31 protein-coding genes are annotated in these 25,884 nt (G+C 28.8%); 27 read left to right on the top strand and 4 right to left on the bottom strand.

Annotated elements, in window-relative coordinates; all coding sequences use genetic code 11:
* Positions 1–56: 56 nt before the first annotated feature.
* The 18 genes from D9T19_RS04025 to D9T19_RS03945 all read left to right on the top strand — a co-directional run bounded on the left by D9T19_RS04025 (position 57) and on the right by D9T19_RS03945 (position 15,414).
* The gene (locus D9T19_RS04025) at positions 57–269 is read left to right on the top strand and encodes a Tat pathway signal protein (protein WP_121626926.1); all 213 of its coding nucleotides are present in this window, start codon (positions 57–59) and stop codon (positions 267–269) included.
* Between the two features lie 16 nt (positions 270–285).
* A complete protein-coding gene (locus D9T19_RS04020) occupies positions 286–3,117 on the top strand; it encodes a formate dehydrogenase subunit alpha (protein WP_121626925.1) in 2,832 nt (943 codons plus the stop codon).
* A 9-nt stretch (positions 3,118–3,126) separates the two neighbouring features.
* A complete protein-coding gene (gene fdh3B / locus D9T19_RS04015; protein WP_121626924.1) occupies positions 3,127–3,741 on the top strand; it encodes a formate dehydrogenase FDH3 subunit beta in 615 nt (204 codons plus the stop codon).
* Entirely contained in the window at positions 3,731–4,699 is a 969-nt protein-coding gene (locus D9T19_RS04010; RefSeq protein WP_228197960.1) for a cytochrome b/b6 domain-containing protein, read from the top strand. Before fdh3B ends, D9T19_RS04010 begins: the two co-directional genes overlap by 11 nt.
* A 79-nt stretch (positions 4,700–4,778) precedes the next feature.
* A complete protein-coding gene (gene fdhD, locus D9T19_RS04005) occupies positions 4,779–5,567 on the top strand; it encodes a formate dehydrogenase accessory sulfurtransferase FdhD (RefSeq protein ID WP_121626923.1) in 789 nt (262 codons plus the stop codon).
* Complete coding sequence (locus D9T19_RS04000) at positions 5,560–5,997, top strand: ModE family transcriptional regulator (protein WP_121626922.1); 438 nt, start codon at positions 5,560–5,562, stop codon at positions 5,995–5,997. Before fdhD ends, D9T19_RS04000 begins: the two co-directional genes overlap by 8 nt.
* Positions 5,981–6,364: a winged helix-turn-helix domain-containing protein gene (locus D9T19_RS03995; protein ID WP_121626921.1), complete on the top strand. Its 384-nt coding sequence runs from the start codon at positions 5,981–5,983 to the stop codon at positions 6,362–6,364. The genes D9T19_RS04000 and D9T19_RS03995 overlap by 17 nt, the downstream gene beginning before the upstream one ends.
* Positions 6,361–7,350, top strand: a complete 990-nt coding sequence (locus D9T19_RS03990; protein WP_121626920.1) for a cysteine desulfurase — start codon at positions 6,361–6,363, stop codon at positions 7,348–7,350. Before D9T19_RS03995 ends, D9T19_RS03990 begins: the two co-directional genes overlap by 4 nt.
* The gene (locus D9T19_RS03985) at positions 7,340–8,599 is read left to right on the top strand and encodes a molybdopterin molybdotransferase MoeA (RefSeq protein ID WP_121626919.1); all 1,260 of its coding nucleotides are present in this window, start codon (positions 7,340–7,342) and stop codon (positions 8,597–8,599) included. Before D9T19_RS03990 ends, D9T19_RS03985 begins: the two co-directional genes overlap by 11 nt.
* Positions 8,600–8,638: 39 nt before the next feature.
* The gene (locus tag D9T19_RS03980) at positions 8,639–9,439 is read left to right on the top strand and encodes an ABC transporter substrate-binding protein (RefSeq protein WP_438942774.1); all 801 of its coding nucleotides are present in this window, start codon (positions 8,639–8,641) and stop codon (positions 9,437–9,439) included.
* Positions 9,440–9,455: 16 nt separating this feature from the next.
* Positions 9,456–10,151: an ABC transporter permease gene (locus D9T19_RS03975; RefSeq protein ID WP_121626917.1), complete on the top strand. Its 696-nt coding sequence runs from the start codon at positions 9,456–9,458 to the stop codon at positions 10,149–10,151.
* Complete coding sequence (locus D9T19_RS03970) at positions 10,139–11,170, top strand: energy-coupling factor ABC transporter ATP-binding protein (RefSeq protein WP_121626916.1); 1,032 nt, start codon at positions 10,139–10,141, stop codon at positions 11,168–11,170. Before D9T19_RS03975 ends, D9T19_RS03970 begins: the two co-directional genes overlap by 13 nt.
* Positions 11,171–11,526: 356 nt before the next feature.
* Complete coding sequence (locus tag D9T19_RS03965) at positions 11,527–12,204, top strand: hypothetical protein (protein WP_162984539.1); 678 nt, start codon at positions 11,527–11,529, stop codon at positions 12,202–12,204.
* A 142-nt stretch (positions 12,205–12,346) separates the two neighbouring features.
* Complete coding sequence (locus D9T19_RS14505; protein ID WP_162984538.1) at positions 12,347–12,493, top strand: hypothetical protein; 147 nt, start codon at positions 12,347–12,349, stop codon at positions 12,491–12,493.
* 468 nt (positions 12,494–12,961) lie between these two features.
* The gene (locus tag D9T19_RS03960; protein ID WP_228197959.1) at positions 12,962–13,273 is read left to right on the top strand and encodes a nucleotidyltransferase family protein; all 312 of its coding nucleotides are present in this window, start codon (positions 12,962–12,964) and stop codon (positions 13,271–13,273) included.
* 127 nt (positions 13,274–13,400) lie between these two features.
* Positions 13,401–14,057: a hypothetical protein gene (locus D9T19_RS03955; protein WP_121626913.1), complete on the top strand. Its 657-nt coding sequence runs from the start codon at positions 13,401–13,403 to the stop codon at positions 14,055–14,057.
* A gap of 5 nt (positions 14,058–14,062) precedes the next feature.
* Positions 14,063–14,710, top strand: a complete 648-nt coding sequence (locus D9T19_RS03950; RefSeq protein WP_205588679.1) for a cupin domain-containing protein — start codon at positions 14,063–14,065, stop codon at positions 14,708–14,710.
* 2 nt (positions 14,711–14,712) lie between these two features.
* Positions 14,713–15,414, top strand: coding sequence for an alpha/beta fold hydrolase (locus tag D9T19_RS03945; RefSeq protein ID WP_121626912.1), 702 nt, complete (start codon positions 14,713–14,715; stop codon positions 15,412–15,414).
* Here D9T19_RS03945 and D9T19_RS03940 read toward each other — a convergent pair whose 3' ends face one another.
* Positions 15,415–15,759, bottom strand: coding sequence for a hypothetical protein (locus D9T19_RS03940; protein ID WP_121626911.1), 345 nt, complete (start codon positions 15,757–15,759; stop codon positions 15,415–15,417).
* Between the two features lie 125 nt (positions 15,760–15,884).
* Between D9T19_RS03940 and D9T19_RS03935 the strand changes: the two genes are divergently transcribed.
* The 6 genes from D9T19_RS03935 (at position 15,885) to wtpA (ending at position 19,894) form a co-directional block, all read left to right on the top strand.
* Complete coding sequence (locus D9T19_RS03935; RefSeq protein WP_121626910.1) at positions 15,885–16,520, top strand: pseudouridine synthase; 636 nt, start codon at positions 15,885–15,887, stop codon at positions 16,518–16,520.
* 175 nt (positions 16,521–16,695) lie between these two features.
* Positions 16,696–17,118 carry an Hsp20/alpha crystallin family protein gene (locus D9T19_RS03930; protein ID WP_121626909.1) on the top strand — a complete coding sequence of 141 codons (423 nt, stop codon included), beginning with the start codon at positions 16,696–16,698 and terminating at the stop codon, positions 17,116–17,118.
* 278 nt (positions 17,119–17,396) lie between these two features.
* Positions 17,397–18,047 carry a TenA family protein gene (locus tag D9T19_RS03925; RefSeq protein ID WP_121626908.1) on the top strand — a complete coding sequence of 217 codons (651 nt, stop codon included), beginning with the start codon at positions 17,397–17,399 and terminating at the stop codon, positions 18,045–18,047.
* A 5-nt stretch (positions 18,048–18,052) separates the two neighbouring features.
* Complete coding sequence (locus D9T19_RS03920) at positions 18,053–18,400, top strand: rhodanese-like domain-containing protein (protein WP_121627113.1); 348 nt, start codon at positions 18,053–18,055, stop codon at positions 18,398–18,400.
* A gap of 61 nt (positions 18,401–18,461) precedes the next feature.
* Complete coding sequence (locus tag D9T19_RS03915; RefSeq protein ID WP_121626907.1) at positions 18,462–18,992, top strand: YaeQ family protein; 531 nt, start codon at positions 18,462–18,464, stop codon at positions 18,990–18,992.
* Complete coding sequence (wtpA, locus tag D9T19_RS03910) at positions 18,992–19,894, top strand: tungstate ABC transporter substrate-binding protein WtpA (RefSeq protein WP_121626906.1); 903 nt, start codon at positions 18,992–18,994, stop codon at positions 19,892–19,894. Before D9T19_RS03915 ends, wtpA begins: the two co-directional genes overlap by 1 nt.
* On the opposite strand, the gene D9T19_RS03905 is transcribed toward wtpA, so the two are convergent.
* From D9T19_RS03905 to D9T19_RS03895, 3 genes are all read right to left on the bottom strand, one after another.
* A complete protein-coding gene (locus tag D9T19_RS03905) occupies positions 19,891–20,457 on the bottom strand; it encodes a lipid-binding SYLF domain-containing protein (RefSeq protein WP_121626905.1) in 567 nt (188 codons plus the stop codon). The two genes, wtpA and D9T19_RS03905, sit on opposite strands and share 4 nt — an antisense overlap.
* Positions 20,458–20,544: 87 nt before the next feature.
* Positions 20,545–21,774: a hypothetical protein gene (locus D9T19_RS03900; protein ID WP_121626904.1), complete on the bottom strand. Its 1,230-nt coding sequence runs from the start codon at positions 21,772–21,774 to the stop codon at positions 20,545–20,547.
* Positions 21,775–21,898: 124 nt separating this feature from the next.
* Positions 21,899–22,546, bottom strand: a complete 648-nt coding sequence (locus tag D9T19_RS03895; protein WP_162984537.1) for a helix-turn-helix transcriptional regulator — start codon at positions 22,544–22,546, stop codon at positions 21,899–21,901.
* A 186-nt stretch (positions 22,547–22,732) separates the two neighbouring features.
* On the opposite strand from D9T19_RS03895, the gene D9T19_RS03890 reads away from it, so the two are divergent.
* From D9T19_RS03890 to D9T19_RS03880, 3 genes are all read left to right on the top strand, one after another.
* On the top strand, positions 22,733–23,107 hold the full coding sequence (locus D9T19_RS03890) for a RidA family protein (protein ID WP_121626902.1): 375 nt from the start codon (positions 22,733–22,735) through the stop codon (positions 23,105–23,107).
* 36 nt (positions 23,108–23,143) lie between these two features.
* Positions 23,144–24,382, top strand: coding sequence for an NAD(P)/FAD-dependent oxidoreductase (locus D9T19_RS03885; protein ID WP_121626901.1), 1,239 nt, complete (start codon positions 23,144–23,146; stop codon positions 24,380–24,382).
* A 158-nt stretch (positions 24,383–24,540) separates the two neighbouring features.
* Positions 24,541–25,881, top strand: a complete 1,341-nt coding sequence (locus tag D9T19_RS03880) for an alanine/glycine:cation symporter family protein (protein WP_121626900.1) — start codon at positions 24,541–24,543, stop codon at positions 25,879–25,881.
* Positions 25,882–25,884: the final 3 nt, after the last annotated feature.

Raw genomic sequence — 25,884 nt, 5'->3', positions numbered from 1 at the left:
CTTTTTTTAATAAAGTCTCTAGTGTAAGGGGCTTAATTTCTATAAGGAGGTCAGTCGTGCAAGAAAGTAGAAGAAATTTTGCGAAGAAAACAGCGATTGTCGCAGCAGGTGCTGCTGCAGTTGCAGGTACTAGTGTATTGGCTGCAGCTGGTAATTCATCAGTTCAAGGTGATGAAAATAATGGTGTTGTTGTAGGAAGCTCTACTAAAAAAGAGATTCTATACAAAAAAACTGCTACTTGGGAACAATATTACAAGAAAGCAAAATAAATAAAAGGAGTAATGTATGTCAGCAAATACATATGAAGCTCTAAATGCAAAAGTAGGAAGACGGTCATTTATGAAAATGGCGGCAGTTGCTACTGCATTTGGTGTAACATCTTCTTTTGCTAGTACTGAAGCAACTAGACAAGCAACCAGCGAAGAGATTAAAAATCCTTTCCCTGGTTCAAAAATGGTGAAAACTATTTGTACAGCTTGTTCTGTTGGTTGTGGTGTAATAGCAGAAGTACAAAATGGCGTTTGGGTAAGACAAGAAGTAGCTCAAGATCATCCTGTATCACTTGGAGGGCACTGTTGTAAAGGTGCTGATATGATTGATATGGTTAGATCAGAAGTACGACTTAAACATCCAATGGTGAAAAAAGACGGACAATGGAAAAGAATTTCTTGGGATGAGGCTTTAGATGGTATTGCTTCAAAACTTGAAGACTTAAGACAAAAACACGGTCCAGATTCAACAATGTTTTTAGGATCAGCAAAATTCAGTAATGAGCAATCATATTATTACAGAAAATTTGCTGCAATGTTTGGAACTAATAATATAGATCACCAAGCTAGAATTTGACATAGCTCAACAGTTGCCGGGGTGGCAAACACATGGGGTTATGGTGCTATGACAAATTCTTTGGGAGATATACAAAATTCTAAAGCGATAATTATTTTTGGAGCAAATCCAGCAGTAAATCATCCAGTAGGATTCCAACATTTCTTAAAAGCAAAAGAAAGAAATAACACTAAAATAATTGTAGTAGATCCTAGATTTACTAAAACTGCTGCAAAAGCAGATTATTATGCACAAATTAGACCAGGTACTGATATTCCATTTATGTATGGAATGTTAAATATCATCTTTGAAAATGGTTGGCATGATAAAAACTTTATTAAAGATAGAGTTTTTGGTATGCAAGATATTATGGAAGAGGCTAAAAATTGGCCAATTGAAAGAGTTGCTGATGTAACAGGTGTTGATGCAGATTTAATTGTACAAATTACAAAGCATTACGCACAACATACTCCTGGAACATTAATTTGGGCTATGGGTTTAACGCAACATTCAAATGGAACATCAAATACAAGAATGGCTCCAATTTTACAATTAGCACTTGGTAATATGGGTGTTGAAGGTGGTGGAACTAATATCTTAAGAGGTCACGATAATGTTCAAGGTGCAACTGATTTTGGTTGTTTAGCTGATTCATTACCTGGATATTATGGTTTAAGTGAAGGTTCTTGGAAATATTTTGCTTCATCTTGGAATGTAGATTTTGATTGGTTACAATCAAGATTTAAATCTCCTGAGTGGATGGGTAAAAAAGGTATGACATTAGCTAGATGGTGGGCTGGAGTACTTGGTGGAAATCCAGGTGAAGATGCTATTCACAATGCTGGGACTAGATTAAAAGCTTTACTTGTTATGGGTAATGGTATTACATCAACAGCGCAAACAAAAAAAGTTAAAGAAGCTTTAGATAATTTAGATCTTGCTGTTTTCTGTGATCCTTTTGTTAATGAAGGTGCTATTTTAACTGATAAACAAAATGATGTTTATATTTTACCTGCAACTACTCAGTTTGAAACTAGTGGTTCAGTAACGGCAACAAATAGATCAGCACAATGGAGACAAAGAGTAGTCCCTCCAATGTACGAGTGTAAAACAGACCAAGATATTATGTTTGAACTAGCAAAAAGACTAGGTTTTTATGATGAATTTACAGCTGGAATGAAAGTAAAAGAAAATAAAAAAGATTTTACTTGGCCAGAAGATGCAACAGATGAGATGGCTAGAATCATCAAAACTATTGGATTAACAGGTTGGACAGCTAAAAGATTAAAAAAACATCAAGAAAACTGGCATATGTTTGATGAAGTAACTATGAGAGGTTATGGAGAGATGACTGGTGAGTACTATGGTTTACCATGGCCTTGTTGGACTGAAAACCATTCAGGAAGTCCTATTTTATATAATATAAATAGACCTGTTAAAGAAGGTGGTATGGGATTTAGAAACAGATTTGGTATGGAACGTGATGGTGAAGATTTACTAGCAGGTAAAGGAAGTGCACCAATAGGTTCAAATAACAAAGATGGTTATCCTGAAATTAATAAAGATAATATTGAAGCTGTTTTAGGAATTACTTTAACAGAAGATGAAAAATCTAAGATTGGTAAAAACTGGAAAGTTGATAAATCAAATATTATTGCTCAAAAATGTATGGAAGCAGGTATTGCTCCTTATGGAAATGCAAAAGCAAGAGCAAAAGTATGGGGTTGGGTTGATCAGATTCCAAAACATAGGGAACCTCTTCATACGCAAAGAACTGATCTTGCAAAAGATTATCCTAGTTTTCCAGATCAACCAAATCATTGGAGAGTTGATACAAGATATATTTCTGAACAATCTAAGCAAGATTGGGCGAAAGATTTCCCAATTAACTTAATTACAGGGCGACTTGTAAATATGAATGGTGCAGGTATGGAAAATAGAGCTAGTAAATATCTAGCTAAATTAAGTCCTGAAATGTTCTGTGATATTAATCCAGATTTAGCAGGAAGATATGGAATTAGAGAAGGTTCAATGATGTGGATTCATTCACCTCAAGGAACAAAGATTAAAGTAAAAGCACATTATTCTTATTCAGTAACACCTGATAGAATATTTATTCCATTCCACTTTGCTGGTATGTTGGAAGGTGAAAGTTTACTTCATAAGTATCCTGATGGAACTGCTCCTTATGCAATTGGAGAGAGTGCAAATGTTGTTAGTAACTACGGTTATGACATTGTTACTCAAATTCCTGAGACTAAGGGTGGATTATGTCAAATAGCAAGAGCATAGGAGAGTATTATGAGTAGTAATGAAATTAATTTCGCAAGTATGAGATTTTATTGTGATGAAAACAGATGTATTCATTGTGATGGTTGTTCTGTTGCTTGTGCTGAAGCTCATGAATTACCAGTTGAGATTTCAAGAAGAAAAGTAGTAACTGTAAACGAAGGTAAGCAAGGGTTAGAGTTTTCTCTATCTGTTGCTTGTATGCATTGTACCGATGCACCTTGTGAGCAAGTATGTCCAGTTGATTGTTTTTATATTAGAGAAGACGGTATTGTTTTACATGATAAAAATAAATGTATTGGTTGTTCATATTGTTTATACGCTTGTCCATTTGGAGCTCCACAGTTCCCAAAAACAGGTGCTTTTGGAACAAAAGGTGTTATGGATAAATGTACAATGTGTGCAGGTGGTCCTTTAGAAACTAACAGTGAACATGAAAGAGAATTATACGGTCAAAATAGAATATCTGAAGGTAAAGTTCCTGTTTGTGCAGCTATGTGTTCTACAAAAGCTTTATTAGTAGGTGATGCAGAATCTGTATCAAATATTTTTAGACAAAGAGTAATGGCTTCAGGACATGGGGTTCAATCAGCACCTTATGGTTGGGATAAAGCGTATGGAAAATAAAAGTTTTCTAAGTGAATATAAGGTCTATTTAATTATAGGTCTTATTTTCGCCCTTTTAACATATTGGTACTTTTGGTTAGCAACTATTGCAGATATTTCTTATGTATATCAATTTATTTTGCAGATGTTACAAGGAAACTTTACGGGACAAATAGTTCCTTTTGATACTTTAACACATAATCAGCAAATGAAAGTAGGATTATTTGGACCTAGTTACGATGCAATAGCACCAGAGGTTATTAGAGCATTTGAAGAAAGACAGCATTTATTACCAATTGTATTTTTAGTTGAGTTTTGTATGTTTTTTACAATGTTCATTATAGCAAAGGGAAGAAAACAAGCAAAAATCACGAGAAGAGAAGATACTGTTGTAGTATATTCTGTTTTCCAAAGAATAGTACTTTTATTAAATATTATCATTATGATATATCTATTTATTACTGGTTTCTCAATTACTTTTGGGAATTGGACTGGTGGTGGATATATAGCAAGATTGATGAGAGCAACACATGAAATTGTAGGATTAGGCTGGATGCCAGTTTGGTTTATTATGACTATTATTGCTTTTAAAGATCATAAATATTTTGTAAGACCAAGTATGAAAATTTGGAATAAAATATTCTTGCGTGGAAAATATGAACCAATGAATAGAGTAAACTATTATGCGTATGTAGCTTTTGGCTTCTTACTTGTATTTAGTGGTTTTATTATTTGGTTTATGTATCCAAATGCAGCAGTGCATGCTGAAACTATACAAATAAAAAGATTTATTTTGTTTATTCACTTTATGGGAAGTGCAATTATTTCATTCTTTACGTTTGAAACAGTGTACTCATATTTTGTATCTGTAAAAGGATATATTCCTGGTGTAATTACAGGAAGATTACCAATAGAGTATATGGAACAATTAAGACCTGATGTTTTAGAAGAAGAAAATTTAAAAATAGAAGTTAAGTAGTTTTACTCCAAGAGGGGTAAAACAGCTTTTCTTTTTTTAGAAAATAGAAATATGCAAATACAGCATATTAAGGAAAAATATGGATAACGCCAAATATTTAAAAACAGTAATTATTGACAAACTTATAGAAAATGTAGCAACCCAATTTGAAGATGTGACTATTGATGAATCACGTCTTAACTTGTATTTAAATGGTGAAAAAACTATATCTATGATGACAATACCAAAAGATCAAGATGCCCATGCTATTGGTTTTTTAATGAGTGAAAATGTAATATCTTCTATTGCTGATGTTGAAGATATTACTGTAAGCGAAGATGGTTTAAGAGTAGATGTAAAAGCAAAAATAAATGAAGGTTCCCTAGAGAATCTATACAAAGAAAAAACACTAGTAAGTGGATGTGGAGGCGGAATTACTGGAAATATAGAAGGTTCACTTGAAATACCTTTTAACCAAACTGCCTTTACAGTAAAAGCTCAAACGATTTCTTCTGAGATAAAAATATTTTATCGTGAGAGTGAATTATATAATTTAACAGGTTGTGTACATAAAGCAATGATTTATTTACTTGATGGTTCCACTATTACTGCTGAAGATATTGGACGACATAATGCAATTGATAAAGTTGTTGGAAAGTGTAAATTACAAGGCTTAGATACTACAAAATCTGTTTTATTTGTTTCAGGACGATTAAGTTCTGAAATGGTTACAAAAGCAGTAATGCATCGTATTCCTATAATTGTTTCAAGAACTGCACCTACTTATTTAGGTGTTCAGGTTGCACATAAACATGGTATCACGATGATAGGATTTGCACGAGGTAGAAAAATGAATTTATATACTCATCAAGGAAGAATAAATGTCTAGTATTGACGATAATATTGATATGAAACTTGATAAGATTCAAAAAGAATTGATTATGACAAATTTAGATGAAGATGGGAAACTATCTTGTCTAAAGTCATTTAAAGTTGCACGTTTAATTGGAAGAAAACCAAAAGAAATGTCAGCAATTACAAAAAGTTTAGGAATAAAAATAACAAATTGTGAATTAGGAGTTTTTGGGAAACTTAAGTTTAAAGACCAAAATATGGCTGTTTACAATAAAATAAAAAAGAATTTCAATGGTAATACAAGAGTAAGATGTGAGATCTTATGGGAAGAAGCACAAAAAACTTCTTTGAAAACAGTTGGTTCAACAGTAAAAAGTACTGATATTGATGTAGTACATTGTCAACTTGGATGTTTTAGAGATAAACAAGGACATAAGGCGGAAGATAATGAAAGTAAAAGTTAAAATCTGGATTGAAGATGAAGAAAAAAATCTTATTTTTGGTGGTGGAAAAACTGAAGTATTAGAGTTAATTGATCAAACAGGTTCTATTTCAAAAGCAGCCCAAAAAGTAGGGATGAATTATAAAAAAGCTTGGTCGCATATTAAAATATTAGAAAAACATATTGAAGATGATTTAGTATTTACAAACAAAGGACAAGGGGAGCAAAGTGGTAGCTCCCTAACTCCAAAAGCTAGAGAAGTGATTCAAACATATAAAATTTTGCAATATGATATTAAAAAATATGCAGATGCAAGATTCAAAGAGCTATTTTTGAAAGATAACAAAGAAATATTAAATACTAAAAATATTAAAGAAGGTCAAAAGTGATTAAATTAAACTCTTTACAATACCCAAATGTGCAAAATTTGCATATATCTAGTGAGTACTCACTTAGTATATTAAAAAATAATGATGAGTTTACAAAGTTAGAAGATGAGTTTAAAAAGAAATATTCATTTTCACAATTAATAACATTTTCATTTTCACAAAGTGGATTTCTTGGATTATTACTAGACTTAAGTAAAAAAGGAAAAATTGCAGTAAGTATTGGAGAATCTTATGCGATAATTCAAGCAGCAAAACAGTTTGAGTCTTTGGGATTTGAACTTGAATGGATAGGCTTACAAAAAGATGGAAATATAAATATTGAGGATGTAAAAAGTTTAAAAGCAGATTTTATTTTTATTTCATCTTATATTATCGATACTTTTGTAAAAGTAGATTTAGAACAAGTGAAAAGTCTTACTAATGCAATAATTATTTCAAATGCTAGTGCAAATTCTTCAAAGTTTAGTGATGCAATATATTTTGATACTTATAAACTAACTGGTTTTTCATTATCGTCTGTTCTTTTATTTGATAATGATTTATTTGATGAGCAAGTTATAGGATTCAAAGATATTACAGCGGTTTATTCAATACTTGATGCTTTGAAAAAACAATTTTTTGTAACAAGCCAAAAGGATATATTCAAAGATAAACTTATTGAAGGATTTGGTGATGATATTTATTTTCTTGTAGATTCAAATCAAACACTTGAATATTCACTTCATTTTGCATTAAAAAATATAAAAGCAAGAGAAATTATACGAACACTTGCCTTAGACTCAATTCATATTACAAATGGGGAAGGATGTTCTTTAGGATTATCAATGCCTTCACGAGTTATTCAAGAAATGGGTTATGAAGAGCTTATTTCAAGAAATGCAATTTCTTTTACATTTTGCAAAGAGTTTGACATAGAAAAAATAGAAAAAGTTATAAAAATATTAGTAAAAAGATATAAACAAATAAAGGTTTTAAATGAGCAATAAACTTAATTTTTTAGATTTTCAAGAAGCAGTTAAAAAAAGTCTTGAATTAGCAAAAACAACAACACTAAAAGAGATTATTCCAATATCAAAAGCATTAGGAAGAATTGTATCAACAGATGTTATCTGTAAGAAAAATCTTCCATCTTTTAATAACTCAGCTATGGATGGTTTTGCTTTTAAAGTAGAAGATTGTGGAAAAGAGCTAAAAATAAAAAGAGTAATTTTCGCAGGGGATAAAGGCTTTGCTGTTCAAGCTGATTTAAAAGAGGGTGAATGTTATAAGATTATGACAGGAGCAAAAGTTCCAAGCGATACTAATACTATTGTGCCAATTGAAAATTGTACAAATGTAAGCGAAGAGGGTGTAACAATTCCTTTTGATATAAAAGAGGGTTCAAACTTAAGATTAAAAGGTGAAGAGCAAAAAGAAGGAAATGTATTATTTCACAAAGGTGAGGTAATAAACTCATCGCATATTACTCTTTTAGCTTCTCAAGGTCTTATGATGATTGAAGTTTTTAAACAAATTTCAATTGCAATAGTATCAACAGGAAATGAACTAAAAGAACCATGGGAAGAAGCAAATGATGAAGAGATTTATAACTGTAACTCTTATGCTTTAGTTTCACTTTTAAGTGAAGCAGGATTTGATGCAACATATAGCGGCGTAGTTCCTGATAATTTAGAAGAATCAATAAGTTTTATTTCAAATTTAAAAACTTTTGATGTGATTATTACAAGTGGTGGAATATCTATGGGAGATGCTGATTTTATGGCAGAAGCTTTTAAGCAAAATGGCTTAGAAACTGCTTTTCATGGAGTAAATGTAAAACCAGGTCGTCCTATTATGATGGGAACAATAAAAGAAAACCAAAAACAAACTTTTGTAATGTGTCTACCTGGAAATCCATTAACAGCGATGATAAACACACAACTTTTTGCAATTCCTGTATTAAATAAAATACAAGGGAATAAAGGGTTTTATCATGATGTTTTAATTGCAAAAAATACACAAGAGTTTAAAACGAAAAAAGGACGAGTAAACTTAGTTTTAGGAAATTTGGAAAATGGAGGCTTTAGCGTAACAAGAAATAATAAATATGGTTCAGGAATGATTACAGCTTTATATGAAAGTAATTGCATCTTAGTAACAGATGAAAACACTTCAAATATACAGCAAGAACAAATGGTGAAAGTTATTAAGTTTAATAACAAATTATTACAAACACAAATAAATATATTTAATTAAAAAAGGAAAAATAGAATGAATTTAAAAAAATTAGCACTAATTACAGCATCGGTATCAATGGTTTTATCAACAAGTTTAATGGCAAAAGATTCACTTATGATGGCAACAACTACAAGTACAGATAATACTGGATTATTAGATTATTTAGCACCAAAGTTTGAGAAAGATACAGGAACTACATTAAAATGGGTAGCAACTGGAACTGGAAAAGCTCTTAAAATGGGTGGAAATTGTGATGTTGATATTCTTTTTGTTCATGCTCCTGCATCAGAAAAAAAGTTTTTAGAAACTGGATTTGGTGTTGATAGACAACAAGTTATGTATAACGATTTTGTAATAGTAGGTCCAAAAAAAGATCCTGCAATGGTAAATGGTATGACTCCAAGTGATGCACTACAAAAAATCAAATCAAATAAATCAAACTTCTTCTCAAGAGGTGATAATTCAGGAACTAATAAAAAAGAGTTATCTTTATGGAAAAATGCAAAAGTAGATACAGAAGCTGAATCTTCATGGTATGTTCAAACAGGTCAAGGAATGTTAAGAACTATTAATATGGCTCACGAAAAAGGTGGATATACAATGACAGATAGAGGTACTTGGATTAAATATATGTCACAAACAGGTGATAAAAATACAATGAAAGTTGTAGTTGAAGGTGATAAAACACTATTTAACCAATATTCTGTAGTAACAATTAATAAAGAAAAATGTTCAAATGTAAAACCAGAACTTGCTAAAAAATTTACTAACTGGGTTGTATCTCCTGCTACTCAACAAACAATTGCTGATTTTAGATTATTAGGTCAAGCTTTATTTATTCCAAATGCTGGTAAATAAAAGGTTTTTATAGAAAATGAATTTATTCACCGATGGTTTTCATGAAGCAATACAGTTGCTTGTATCTGGTAATGAAAGTGTTTATTCTGCAATTACTACAACTATAACTGTATCTTCTTGGTCTTTGTTGATTAGTTTAATCATTGGGCTTCCTTTGGGATTTGCCCTTGGTTATTATAACTTTTTTGGTAAAGCAGTTGTTCGTACTATTGTAGATACTCTTCTAGCCTTACCAACAGTTGTAATAGGGCTTATTGCTTATACAATGCTTTCTCAAGCTGGACCATTTGGTGAATATAATTTACTATTTTCTCAACAAGCAATTATAATAGGTCAAATAGTTTTAGGTTTGCCTATTATTATTGCACTAACAGCCACACAAGTTGAGCAAGTAGATAAAAGACTTTATACATCTTTAAAAGGAATGGGAGCAAATTCATATCAGATTTTAATAGCAACACTAGTTGAAGCAAGATTTGGTTTAATGACAGCTGCTATGACTGCTTATGGACGAATTATCACAGAAATTGGTATTTCAATGATGGTTGGTGGAAATATCAAATATCACACAAGAACAGTAACAACAGCAATTGCTTTAGAAACTGGAAAAGGTGAGTTTGTAACAGGTATTGCACTTGGACTTGTATTATTTGCAGTTGCACTTATAGTAAATATCGCATTATCGCAGTTAAAAAGGAAATGGACACAGTGAGTACTTTGTATGAACTTCACAATATTGAGCAACATTATGATGGTAAAAAAGTACTAAATATAGATAGCTTATGTCTTGAAGAAAATAAAATAACTGGTTTTTTTGGACCAAATGGTAGTGGAAAATCAACACTATTTTCAATACTTTCTTTTATAGATAAGCCAACAAGTGGAAATATAAAATTTAACGGAATTGATAATAAAAATATAAACCAAGAAACAAAACAAAACATAGTAATGGTTCCTCAAAATCCATATCTTTTAAAACGAACAGTTTATGAAAATATAGCTTTTGGATTAAAGTTAAGAAAAGATACTACAAATGTAGAACAAAGAGTAGAAGAATCACTAGCATTAGTAGGACTAGAAAGCTCTTTTAAAAACAGAAAATGGAGCCAACTCTCAGGTGGAGAAGCACAAAGAGTAGCACTTGCTGCAAGACTGATACTAAAACCAAAAGTTCTAATCCTAGATGAGCCAACAAGTGGAGTAGATACAAACTCAGCCCAACTAATCAAAGAGGCAATACTATCTGCAAAACAAAAATACAATACAACAATATTTATCTCAAGCCACGACCATACATGGCTAAATCACATCTGCGATAGACGAGTAGCACTCTTTCAAGGTACTTTAGTAGAAAGCGGAAGTGTAAACTTACTATTTTCACCATGGGAAAAAAACGAAGAAGGAAACCTAGTAAAAGTATTCATAGATAAACAAAGATTAATAATACCAAATAGCCAAGCAAAAAAAAGAGATTCAGTAGTGATGATAAACCCAAATGATATAGAAATCTGTAGAGAAAACTGCGATGAAATGAAAAATGAAAACACACTAATAGGTGAAATCCAATCAATAAGACAAGAATCTTCAAGCCAAAATCTACTAATAGAGTTTAGCATAGGCGGAATATCTTTTAATAGTAAAATCACAAGAGAACAAATGCAAGAACAAACACTACTACCAGGTGATAGAATTTATGTAAATATTAATGTTGATGAGGTTTGTTGGATTTAGAAAGATTATTTAGTTAAATTTTCTAAATTAAAATGTAAATTAAGTAAAACATCAAATGACCGATTCAATCCAAGAGCTAATGATAGTAAGACGTTTTAGACCATTTACCTAGTTATTTTATGAAAAAAGGGTTATTAAAATAATATCTAATATGTTTTTTTATGTATCTAAAAATATTTCAATATGTAATATTTTTCTTGTTAAATCTTTAAATACGGGCTTTTAAAAGTTCTCTTATTGAATTAAACTAAAAAGTTATTAAATAATTTACTTAAGTCATATTAGACTATAATGGGATACTAATAAAAAGTTATAAATAAAAAAAACTATTTAGATAATATTAATGGAGGAAAAAAATGAATAATTTCTACAAAGGGCTAATTATAAAAACCTTAATCACCGTTAGCATGTTAAATGCTCAGACATTGGTTTTGAATGATGGGAGCAAACTTGAAGGAGAAATATCAAGCCTAACAAAAAATGGTATTATTTTCAAGTATAGAAATAATAAAGAAGAATTTAAAAATTCTGAAATAAGTGCAATTTATTTTAAAAAAGAAGAAGCATATCATCAATCTGAAATCTCTGGGAATATGACATATTTTTTTAATGATAATTATGGTTTTAAACCTGATACAGGTTCTGAAGTATACTTTGTAAAATCAAATTTAATTAAAGAAAGTATTATAAATGATATTAAAATGTTTAAACAGTATAGTGTCAAGGATGCAATTGCAAAATATTCTGGTGAAAGAGACCAAAATTTTTTAAAAGCAACCGATAATATTGCTAAAAATTTCAGTATAAATATTTCTGAACTAAAACCTATAATTGTAACGGTCGATGGTGCTGGTAATTTTAAAACTAAACTGCCGACAGGAAAATATATAATAATGACTAAATCAGCTCATAGAGATAAGACTAATCTATTAGAAATAAGTGGTATGAAAAGCTTCAAAGAAGTTATTGTTACAAAAAATAAAGATTTATTTTTAAATATAAAATGTAAAGTAGAATATTGTAGTATCAAATAAAATTTATAAATTTGCTCTAGAAAGAATATTTTTTGAAAATATTATAAAATTAAAATATATGTACTATATTATGAGTGATACAAAAATCACAATAATTTATAATGCTAACAGTTGAAATAATCATTTTCCAATTATTCAAGATATGGTAGATGAAATAGATGCAGAATCTGGAATAGAGTTTTATTCAGACATTAAAGATAGAGCTTACAAAATGATGAATGACTATACGCATACTGGTACAAATAAAATTGCTAGAAATTTTAATGAATCAGATTTAGTAATGAACTGATTTTAGATACATTAAAAGGTAACAAAGCATTATTAAAAATGTCAATAATTGTTTTTTTAGAAAGTATTGGATTAAAAAATGAATTTATCACAAAAGATGAAATAGAAGAATATTTAGAATATTAAACAGATAAGGATAACAAAATGTTGGAAAGAAAATAAGGTAATAATGCGAAATTATTTAGCTTTTATATGTCGAATTAAGATATATAAAATAGCTAATAATCAAGACGTTTGGATACCTTGTTTTTCAACTTAGATGTTATATGAAAGATAAATAAAGAATGAATATTATCCCAAAATGTTTTATTTCAAAAATAGGGGTCAGGTCATGAATTTCCAATTTCCCAAAAAGCATACGGTATTAATTATAAAACAATTTCAGTAAGTCAAATTAGAACAAATATTTATAAACAATGATAAACAAAACTTTGGATATGATATCGTTATAAAATACAAAGGCAAAATAGTGCTACAAAAAAATGAAATTATTTCAAAACTAAAAGAATTAAAACCTTTTTACAGTAAAGAGGGATTCATTATACAAGGATTATTTGGTTCATACTCAAGAGATGAAGCTACAAATAATAGCGATATTGATATTTTAGTTGAATCAACACCTGATTTTGCTTCAAGATATGGTTTTAAAGCTATTAGTAGAATAAATGAAATAAAAGAAGAAATTAGTAATATATTTGGAATACCTGTTGATTTAGTAGATAGTTCGGGTATGGGAAAAACTGCAAAAAAATTTATTATTGATAGAGCTATTTATGTCTAAAGAATCTATTTCTAAAGTTTTAAACTCAATGTTTAAAAGTAATTAACAATACCTGAAATAAAATGCGGTGACAGTATACTAATCTAATAATCTCGTTCAATTATATAAATACCAAGGAAATATTAAAATGGAAACAAGTTATTCAAAAAAAAATCATCTAGAAATCAACACTAGTATTTTATTTAAATCTTCTGAATTTAAAGAAAGTGTTATGAAAGAAACAGCCCAAAAATTTGTACTTATATCACAAACAACAAGATATATGCCAGAAATTGTTCATAAAGGGAATTCTATGAATATAGTTTCATTTTTTGACAAAATGAAAGAAGAATATCTCACAGAAAGTTCTTATAAAAATATATTTAGTGGATGGGAAGAAGAGCCTTCAAAACAAGTTTCATTTTTAACTCCACTTTACCATATGGGTTATTTTTTACTTTTAGCAGAGATTTCGAATAACAAAGATTTAAAAAATAAACTTAAAAACAGAGCTTCAAGTTTTTTAAGAACTTACTATAAATTAGAAGAATATCAAGCTATTATTGCTAATAATGATGATGCAAAAGTAAATATAAAATCATTAGACTTTAAAGGGCTAATAGCCCAATGGATGTCTTTTATCAATTCGTTCTTAAGTGATTTTACTGTTTATTTAATCAAATCTAATCAAAAAGTGACTTTACAAAATAAAGATGAACTAGTATTAAACTTTAAAAATTTAATGAAAGATATTAAACCAAAACCTCTTAATATCAATGAAGAGATTTTGACTTACTTAAAATAGAATTTATGTTAAAAAATAAAAATAAAAAAGTAAATAAAATGAATAGTGATTATGAAAAAAGAGCTTTAATAGATACCAATACTATAAAATGGCAAGAAACAGAAAATAAAAATGTATTTAAAAAAGTATTATCAATAAAAGATAAAGAAGAGACTTCATTTATTAAATTAAATGAAAACTCGTCATTAAATCAAACAAAGAAAATAAATAGTGTCGAGATTTTTATATTAGAGGGTACTTATATTAATCAATATGGTGAATATCCAAAAGGAACTTATCTAAGATTACCACAAGAAGATGAGTCATTAGTAAAATCAGATAAAGGTTTTGTAATCTTTAGAAAAACTAACTTCTTTACTGATAAAATACAGGTAATTATTGATACTAATACATCTCCTTGGCTTGCTGGACAAGGTAATCTTGAGGTTCAACCCTTGCATGAACAAACAGCATTAGTAAAATGGCCAAAAGGTGAAAAGTTTATTCCACACAAACATTGGGGTGGAGAAGAAGTTTTAGTTCTTGAAGGAATGTTTATAGATGAATACGGAGAATATCCAAAAGGATCTTGGATAAGAAGTCCTCACTTGAGTGAACACTTTCCTTATGTTAATGAGGAAACTATAATTTTTGTAAAAACAGGTCATATGTAAAAATGAAAGAAAAAATATATTTACTTCCTGGTCTTATGACCGATGAAAGATTATGGAAAAGATTAAAACCTTTTTTAGAAGATGATTTTGAATTAATTCATTTATCACTTCCCTTAACAGATGATTTCAAGGAAGCTGCAAGAGAGTTAGGAAAGACTATAAAAGATGAAAAAATAAATCTTTTAGGGTTTTCTTTAGGTGCATATCTTGCAACATATTTTACAATCAATTATCCAAATAGAGTAAATAGACTTTTTCTAGTAGCCGGAACACCAAGTGAAATGAAAACAGATGAGATTGAAAAAAGAAGACAGACTTTAGCTCTTATAAATAATTTAAGATTTAAAGGATTATCTCATAAAAAAGTACTCTCTTTAATTGAAGAATCCAACAAAGATGATGAAGAACTTATAAAACTTATAAAAGATATGTTTACAGATTTAGGACAAAATGTCTATAATATTCAAATGAATAGCACCTTTAAAAGAAAAGATTTACATAAAGAAATGATTTCTTTACGCTTACCGATTCGAATATTCTATAGTACAAAAGATAGACTTTTTACTCATAGTTCTTTAGACAATTTTACAAATGAACATAAACATATTACAAAAGTATCAAGAGAAGGAACAAGTCATATGTTACCTTTAGAGGTGCCTAAAAAATTAAGCCTTGAAATAAGAAAATGGATGAGTCTATCCTAATTATTTACAATAAGGACAAGTATAATCTGTATTTTCAGGTTTTTCTGGGTGAGTTTTATTATCTATCTTATTTTTATCAAAAGCATGATAATTTTTACACTCTTTTATAAAAGCACTTTTAGGACTTGAAGCATAGAAAAATTTAAATCTTTTATATTTACCAATCCAATTTTTTACTTCTTGATTTAAATTGGTATCAGAACGACCAAAGTTTTGAACTACAAATAGCCCACTTTTACTTTCATATCCTAAAGCAAAGTTACCAGCTGATATTTGCGTGATTTCATCATCTACACTATTATTTGTTAAAGCATAAGAACTTTTCATTCCAATAGATCTCTTCATATATTTTCCTTACAATGATTTTCTTAAATTCAAAGGACAGTATACTAAACTAATTATAATTTAAAATAAAAGGAATATAATTTGAAAAAAAAAGCCTATATTCATTATGTTCAAGGAAATTTCTAATGCCAAGTACTAATCAAAACAATTTAATAGAACCCTGCGAAACAGTCCAAAAACACCAGCATTTTAAAATATTTAAGCCACATGGCTTTTTAAGTCAGTTTGTACAAGAAGCAAAAAGGAAGAAAAAGTTATTAGGTGATTTATCTAACTTCCCTGATAATACAATGGCAATAGGGCGATTAGATCATGACTCTGAAGGTTTATTATTACTGACAACTGATGGTATGATGAGTTACAAAGTAAGAGACAAAAGTATAGAAAAAGAATACTACGTTCAAGTTGACGGAGAGATTACAGAAGAAGCAATATCAAAACTTCAAAATGGTGTTGAGATTACTGTGAATAGTACCAAATATCTAACTCTACCTTGTAAAGCATTCACTCTTACAGATGAGCCAAAACTTCCCTCTCGTGGTCGTAATATTAGAGATGAAAGACACGGTCCTACTAGTTGGATTTCTATTACAATTAATGAAGGGAAAAAACGTCAGATAAGAAAGATGACAGCTGCTGTGGGTTTTCCTACATTAAGATTAGTAAGAGTTAGAATAGGTGGTATTCATATTGATAGTATGATTGCAGGTGATGTTGTTTCTCTACCTAATTTTCATAAAGTACTTAAACACATTTGCTAATTGTAGAACTTGAGTCTTCTTGACTAAAATAAACCTAATAATAATTATAAATTGGCACTAAAAGTAAAATAGTGCTAAAAATTAGCACTCAGTGTTGACAAGTGCTAAAAAAAATGTTACAATTCGACCATAACTTGAAAATATTATTTCAAGTAAAAAAATAAAAGGAGTCAACATGTTATTGACAAGATTAGATCCGCTGTTTGAATTTGCAAATATGCAAAAAACTTTAGATACGTTAACAAAAGCAAATACTGATACATCTATTAGTTCATTTGCTCCAAGTGTTAATACAAGAGAAGGTGAATACGCTTATCATATTGAAATTGATTTACCTGGTATAAAAAAAGAAGATGTGAAAATTGATTTAGATGATAAAAGAATGACTGTTTATGGTGAAAGAACTTTAAAAGAAGAAGTAAAAGAAGAAGACTATTATAAGGTTGAAACTTCTTTAGGAAAATTTCAAAGAGTTTTTAATTTACCTGAAAACATTGATAAAGAGAATATATCTGCAACAAGTGTAGATGGTGTTTTAGAAATAACAATTCCAAAACTAAAAGATAATACTACTATTAAACAAATAAAAGTTAATTAAAAAATTATTAAAATAGAAGGAGAACTTTCTCCTTCTATTATATATATGAGTACTATTTTGTACCTATTCTGGCATAATAAAGTAGATATTTTCAATATTCTGTAATTTTCAATAAATTAATTGTAATACTTGATTTTTTTATTTTTATTAATACTTTTTTCATAGTTTATAAATAAAGTATAGATATATTTATAATTATTTAAATGATTATAAATTGTTTATAGAGTTTTATAGTATACTATTCTTTAAAATTTGAAAAATAAGTAAGGAAAAAACAAATGCGTCCAAGTGAACAATTAAAACAAACTAATATCGAAAATTGGTCTAAAGTTATAGGTCATTCTTTTTGTACTGAACTTTCAAATAATAGTTTAGACTTAGATAAAATGAGACTTTATTTAGGTCAAGATTATACTTTTATTGATAATTTTGTACGTCTAGCATCTTGTGCAATACAATATGCTCCATCTTTAGCTGATCGTTTACCTTTAGCTCATTTTTTAGGAAATATTGCAGGTCCTGAAAATACGTATTTTCAACGATCATTTGAAACATTGGAAGTTCCTAAAAGTGAACAAGAAAATCCAACAATTTTAAAACCAACTAGTGATTTCCAAGCATTAATGTTAAAAGCTATAAATAGTGGTGAATATGCGAATATGATTGCTGTATTATGTGTTGCTGAGTGGATTTATTTAAGTTGGGCAAAGCCATTGGTTGATTGTGTTGAATCACTTCCATTTTACTTTGGAGAGTGGATTACATTGCATTCTGGTGAGTATTTTGAATCAGTTGTAGAACACTTAAGAACTCAACTTGATACTGCATTTAATAATGCGAATAAAGCAGAACAAGAAATAATTAAAGAATATTTTAATCAAGCAGTAGTGTTAGAAAAACAGTTTTTTGACGTTTGTTATAAGAATTGATGCTTATGAATGAAAATTTAATTTATTTTATTATCGCATTTGTAGCTTTTATAGCCTACAAAAAATATACTCAATATCAAGTATTAAAACTTGTACCATCTTTACTTACTCAAGGTGGACAAATTATTGATGTTCGTACTGTAGATGAATTTGTTTTGGCTCATAAAGAGGGAAGTATCAATATTCCATTAGGTTCACTTGAAAATAGAATAATAGAATTAGATAATACAAAGCCTATAATTCTTTGTTGTGCTAGTGGAAGTAGAAGTGGGAGTGCAAAAAATATTTTAATTGAAAAAGGCTTTGATAATGTACACAATGCAGGAACATGGAAATCTCTTAGAAAATTTTAGTAAGATTTAATAAATTTATTTGAGAATAATTCCAAAATATGATACAAAATAAAGGATAAGAATGGCTGCAAATCCAATTATTCATAAGGCTTTACTAAATATTGCAAATATGGATAAAAACTATTATAACGAACATCACTTAACTCTAGCACAAGATCCATCAGAAGATGATTTACGACTAATGATTAGGCTAGTTGCTTTTATATTAAATGCAAATGATACTTTGATGTTTTGTAAAGGAAGAGTACAAGATGATGAGCCTGGATTATGTCAAAAGTCACAAGACGGAAATATTGAAGTATGGATTGATTTGGGACAACCTAATAAAAAACGTATCAAAAAAATATGTGGACAATCAGAAAGAGTAATAATATATACATTTGAAGAAAATTTAGAGAGTATTTGGCGTAAAAATATAGAACATTCTCTTTTTCATTTTAAGAATCTTCAAATAGTACATCTAAATATTAAGGGTGATATAGAATCACTTTACAGACGATCTATGAATATGCAGTGTAATATATTTGATAATGAACTTACTCTTATTGAAAATGATAATAGTATTGTAATTACTCAAGATATTTATAAATAATGCAAAAAGAAATTATTACAGTCTTTCAAGCAGGTTCCTTAAGCATACCTTTTCTGCAAATAGCAAAAGCATTTGAAAATAAATACCCAAAATATATTGTAAAAATGGAAAACTCAGGTTCAATAAAAGCAGCAAAAAAGATCTATGAAGAAGGTAAACATGCTGATGTATTAGCAAGTGCCGATTATAAAGTAATTGATAATTTGTTAATTCCTAAATATGCTAAATTTAATGCGCAATTTTCAACAAATGAAATGGTTATTGCATATACAAAAAATGCAAAATATGCAAAAGAAATAACGAATCAGAACTGGCCAGAAATTTTTTTAAGAGATGATGTAAAAATCGCACACACAAACCCAAACTTAGATCCTTGTGGCTATAGATCAATCTTAGTAACAAAATTAGCAGAAAAGTTTTATAATATACCAAACTTCTATAATAATTTACTAGGATATGAACCATGTTATAAAGAAGGAAGTGAAAATAAAAATAAAATCATAGTAAGAGATAAAGAGTCTGAACTATTAAGATTAATTCAAGAAAATAAATATGACTATTTATATATTTATAAATCAGTTGCTAAACAACACAATTTAGAATATATTACTTTATCAAAAGAAGTATCTTTAAAAGATAATGAGAATAAAGAATTTTACAAAACAGTTTCTTTTAATATTAATGGTAAAGAAGAGGGGTCATTTATTACTAAAGATGCTGATGCAATGATATATGGTATTACAATTATTGAAAATGATAATCCTTCAAAAGATAAAACTGGTGCTATTAAATTTGTAAATTATGTTTTATCAAAAGAAGGACAAGATATTATGTCAAAAAATGGACAAGGCAAAATAGACCCAGTAATTATAACTGGGGATGATTCTATTCTTTCTTACTAATTTAGCTCTTCATCTTTCCAGAATTTAGTTGCTTTTATTGTACCTTGTAGAGATAGACCGTTTTCTGTTAGTTCATAAATTGTAATATCGTTTACATTCATTTCTCCACCAACAGAATAACCTTGGTTATTTGCTTTTGCAGATGCATCAGCTTGTGCACCAAGTGTCCAACCATTTTTTATAAAATTATTTAAGCTTTCTTTTGTATGAAAAACAAGAATTAATCTATAATCTTTTATACCAAGACCTAGTCCGACTCCTGCTTCTCCCATTCTCATATAAGTATATCTTTGAGTATTATTATTTTTAATTACACCATAACCACCACCAAGACTTGCAAAAATTATTTTTAGATTAGCATTAGTAAATACACCATAACCTTCAGCATTTGTAATTTGTGCCTTTACATCTGGTTTCAATATATATAAATCTTGAAGAACTTTATCTTTCATATTTAGAATAAGTTGTTTTTTTTCATTTTGATCTACTTCATTTTTTGCTGTACATGCAGAAAATAGAAGAACAAAGAGCATAAGAAAAACGTTTAAGATACTTTTTTTCATAATTTCTCCCTACAATAGAATTTTTGGTTTATATACAATATATCTAAATAATTTATTATATTATCTTTAATATAGAAGAATTTAGGATTATTGATTACAATTCATTAAATCCATCATGTTTTTTGCTTTTTGAATACAAGGTAATCTACTTTCTATATTTTTTATTTCTTCATTTATCTCTAAAACAATAGTTCTTCTTCCTTCTTTTGTCCAAGCTCTTTTATCTTCTTCCTCATCATTAAATTCTTCATCTATCCCTAATTTTTTAGCTAGTGCTTGTCCTCTTTTATCACAAGATTGTGCATCAGCTTTGGACTTAGCATCTTGAAGACAATCTCGATAAAATTTCATAAGAGTAATAGCTTTTGGCATCATTTCTTTTTGTTTTTCAAATTGGCTTTTCATATCTTTTGAATTACTCATAGTTTCTATTAGTAATCTTTTTTGTTCTTCTTCGCTCATATTAGGATTGGCTTTTATTTTCTTTTGACTCTCTTGTAATGTTTGAGTCAAATTATCTAGGTCAGTTCTATTTTTAATAGCATTTTTTTTGTCAGTCTCATCCATTTTATCTAATTGATCTCTATCTATATTTGTTCCACTTATACTATCAATTATAGGAAAAGTTGGGAGTTTATATATATCTTTATTTATAGGTAAATCAAATTCAATTTTTGTAGCTATTTCAGTATTTTTTATCCCCATAATATTACTCTGAACTTTAAGAGGAATTCCTTTATATAAACACTGTTCTGTTCCCATTAATGACCAAACTTCACATTCATAACCTAAGACTTTATCAATGCCAATTTTTTTCCCACCCATACTTATTATTATCTTTTGACCTTTTTCCTGTATGCTTTCATCTTTATCTTCTATCATCATACCTAAGGCAGGAACTTGCATTCTTTGTATGTTTTTCTTATTAAAGTCAACTTTATATAATGTTGCTTCTTTAATATAGTCTAATGTATGAGTTTTTATTGTTTTTTGATTTCCCATCATATTTTGTTCTTCAATTTTATTAATTTCAGTTAATTCATGACTCCCAAAGTTTGAAAAAATTAATTTTTTTGTTCCTGTTGTTTTTGAACTATTACCCATAATGTCCATAGAACCTATAATTTTATATTCAATATGAGCACTTTTTATAGCGTATTTTTTTATAAAAGGTTCAATATTAGTATTATTTTGACTTAATGTCTCACTTTGTTTTACTTTTTGATCGTTGACTTTTTTAGTGTCACCACAAGCGCTATATCCTATTGTTAGGCTTGTTAATAATACAATATGATTTAAATATTTTAATTTTTTCATGATTTTCCCTTATGTTCAATAATATATAATTATATTATCATAATAAGTTTTAATTATAATTATAGAGTTTAAGAAAGTTTTAAAAGAAGAAAAAATTAAGGTTGCAGAGTCTAAAAAAATTAGTTTATTTTCTAGTTTTCTTAATATATCTATAAATTGAAGGTTCTGACATACCAATTTTATTTGCTACTTCTTGAACAGAACCTCTTATATTAAAGATTCCACATTCATCTAGCGCTGCAATAATATCTGTTTTTTCTTGTGTAGTCATTCTTGTTGGAATAATATTAAATTGATTTATTATTGTATCAATTTTATTTAATGTTAATTCTTGCGCATCTGAACTTAGGTTTTCTCTTACATTATTTAAAGCAAGAGTCTTATCATCAACATAATTAGGTAGTAAAGAAGTCAAAAAAGATAATGATTTTTTGAAATCATGATAGTCTGAATTTAAACCTAAAGCACCAACTATCTTATTTGAATTATCTCTAATAAAATATGTTGAAGAATACAAAAGTTTACCTGAAAGTGTTTTTGAATTGTAATTACATATAAATTGTTTATTACCTTTTGATTCTTTATGAATAAACTCTAACATTAAGTCTGTAATAGAATCTCCTATTTTTCTTCCACTAATATGCCCATTTACAATATATACTATGGATTCTTTATAGTTAGTTAAATCATGTAATATAACTTCAGTATTGCTGCCTAGCACTTCTGCTAGAAAGTCTGCAATAAATGTAAATTTTTTAATGTACGGATTCAATAAATATTCCTTAAATAGTTTTTGTATAAAAAATATTATAGAATAATAAGAAAAGATTGTCAAACTATAATAATTTATTCTTACGATAATAAAATTGTATTAAAAATATACAAAAAAGTATTTACATTGATAAAATTTTATTATATACTGCCCTTAGTGAAAAAAAATTATCATAAAAGGATTAAAATGAAAGCAATAAATTCAAGTAAAGCTCCTGGTGCAATAGGACCATATTCTCAAGCTGTAGATAAAGATGGTTTCATCTTTGTATCAGGTCAATTACCAATAGATGAAAATACAGGTGAATTTGCAGGAGAGGATATTGCATCTCAAGCAAAACAATCTTTAGAAAATATCAAGTATATTTTAGAAGAAGCTGGTTTAGAAATGAAAGATATTTCAAAAACAACAATTTTATTAAAAGATTTAGAAGACTTTGTTATAGTAAATAAAATTTATGGAGAATACTTTAGTGTTCCATATCCAGCACGTGCAACTTATGAAGTAGCAAGATTACCAAAAGACGCTTTGATTGAAATTGAAGCAATAGCAAAAAAATAAACTAAAATTTATTATATAGATTAATGGAGAAGTAAAATGAAAAAAGATGTGATTATTGTAGGTGGTGGTTGTATTGGACTTATGTCAGCATATTGTTTACAAAAAAGTGGACGAAGTGTAACTGTAATTGAAAAAAATGATATTACAAATGGGACATCTTTTGGGAATGCAGGATTATTATCTGCATTTAAAAAAGCTCCATTTAGTACACCTGGTGCTATTACTGAAACTTTAAAATTAATGTTAAAAGGAGAATCACCTCTAAGTATTCATCCAACATTAGATTTACATTTATTAAAATGGCTTTTAAAATTTGCTGCTAGTGCAACTGAAGCTAGATTGAAAAAAACTTTAGCATTATTTGAGAGATATGGACAAGTTAGTTTAGATATGTATCAATCAATGGTTGAAGATGATGGTATAGATTTTCACTTTAGAAAAGATGGTTTATTAATGATTTATACAGAACAAGCTAGTTTTGATGCAAAAGCTGCTCATTGTACTGATCCTAAAGCTTACGAAATTCTTTCAAAAGAAAAAACAAAAGAGTATATGCCAATTTTAAATGATAAAGCAATTGGTTCAATTTTGTTAAAAGAAAATGGGCATATTGATTCAGGTGAAATGATGCTTGCCCTAAAAAAATACTTAGAAGAAAAAGGTGTTGAATTCCTTTTAAATGAAGAAGTAAAAAGATTAGAATTTGAAGGTTCAAAAGTTAGTAAAATCAGAACTTCAAAAGATGTGTATGAAGCTGAAACTTTTGTTTTATCTACAGGTTGGGATGATACTTTAGCAAAACAAGCAAAAAACAAATTTTTAATGACACCTGCAAAAGGTTATAGTTTAACTTATAAAATGGATAAAGAATTAATGCCTAAAACTTCAGCCTTATTTGCTGATCTTTTTATTGCAATGACTCCAAGAAGAGAGACTATTAGAATGACTGCAAAACTTGAACTAGCAACAAAAAATCCTGCTATTGTAAAAAAACAAATTGATAGTATGAATGCAAACTTAGCTCAATATACAAATGATTTTGAAAGAAGAGATGTTATAGAATGGTCAGGATTTAGACCACTTACTCCAAATGATATTCCAATCTTAGGATTCGATGAAAATTACAATAACTTAGTTCACGCTACTGGTCTTGGTTGGTTAGGAATTACATTTGCTCCTTCAATTGGTAAAATTATTAGTGATGTAATTACAGTTGATAAGAAAAATGAAACAAATGTGGATATTTTATTATTCTCATCTTTTTTCCAAGGATAATATAAAATGAAGAGATAATCTCTTCATTTTATATCTTTGTTTGATTACAATATTAATCATTGGATTAATATTGTAATTAAACTGTTGTTTAGTTAGTTACGTAATGCGAGTAATTTTAATAATTTAATTACTCATTAGAATATCTAAGGAGAGAAGATATGGAAACAATTAACGGCTTTATTAGCTCATTATCATCATTAGTATGGGGTGCTCCTATGCTAATATTACTTGTTGGAACAGGTTTGTTCTTAACTATACGTTTAAAAGGACTACAATTTAAGGTTGTAGCTCATGCCATAGAAATTCTTTTTGCAAAGGATAAAAAAGCAGAAGGTGATATTTCTCAGTTTTCTGCTTTGATGTTATCACTTGGTGCAACTGTTGGTATTGGTAATATTGTTGGAGTTGCAACTGCAATTGCACTTGGAGGTCCTGGAGCAATATTCTGGATGTGGATTACAGGTTTAGTAGGAATGGCTACAAAATATTCAGAAGCTATTTTAGCTGTTAAATATAGAGAAAAAGGTATAAATGGTTATAAAGGTGGTGCAATGTATTACATCACAAATGGACTAAATATGCCAAAACTTGGAATGGCCTTTGCTATCTTAACTATTTTAGCTTCATTTGGAACTGGAAATATGACTCAATCAAATGCAGTTGCAACTGTATTATATGATCAAGCACAAATTCCTACTTGGATTACAGGAGCTGTTTTAGTTGTTCTTACAGGAGCTGTTATTCTTGGTGGAATTAAAACTATGGGAAAATTTACAGCTTATTTCTCTCCTTTTATGGTTTTATTATATATGCTTTCTGCATTTTTTATTATTGTTACAAACTTTGATAGAGTACCAGATGCTTTTGGTTTAATTTTTGAACATGCCTTTGCTCCTTTTGCAGCTGCTGGTGGATTTGCTGGTGCTGCTGTTGCTGCTGCAATTAGAATGGGGGTTTCAAGAGGATTATTTTCAAATGAAGCTGGACTTGGTTCAAGTGCAATTGCTGCAGCTGCTGCACAAACTAGTGATCCTGTTAAACAAGCTTTAGTTTCTATGTTACAAACTCTTATTGATACTTTAATTGTATGTACAATGACTGCAACTGTAATTTTAATGGCTCCTGTTTGGTTAGAAGGTGGAAGTGCTGGATTATTGACTTTAAAAAGTTTTGAATTCTTCTTAGGTGATACTGGTATGATAATTGTATTTGCAACAACAGTATTTTTTGCTTACTCAACATTACTTGGATGGTCATATTTTGGTGAAAAAGGTTTTGAATATGCCTTTGGTGAAAAATCAGTAATACTTTATAGAATTATATTTTTAGTTTTTGTTATGGTTGGAGCAGTTACTGAATTAAGATTTGTATGGAACTTCTCAGATTTAGCAAATGGATTAATGGCTATACCAAACTTAATAGCTTTACTTTTATTATCTAAAGTAATCGTAGCTGAAACAAATAGATACTTTGAAAATGGTATTCCAAAGAAATCATAATTA

This window comes from Poseidonibacter antarcticus (genome assembly GCF_003667345.1).
In the GTDB taxonomy this organism is placed as follows: Bacteria; Campylobacterota; Campylobacteria; order Campylobacterales; family Arcobacteraceae; genus Poseidonibacter; species Poseidonibacter antarcticus.
This window is presented reverse-complemented; position numbering and strand designations above follow the sequence as displayed.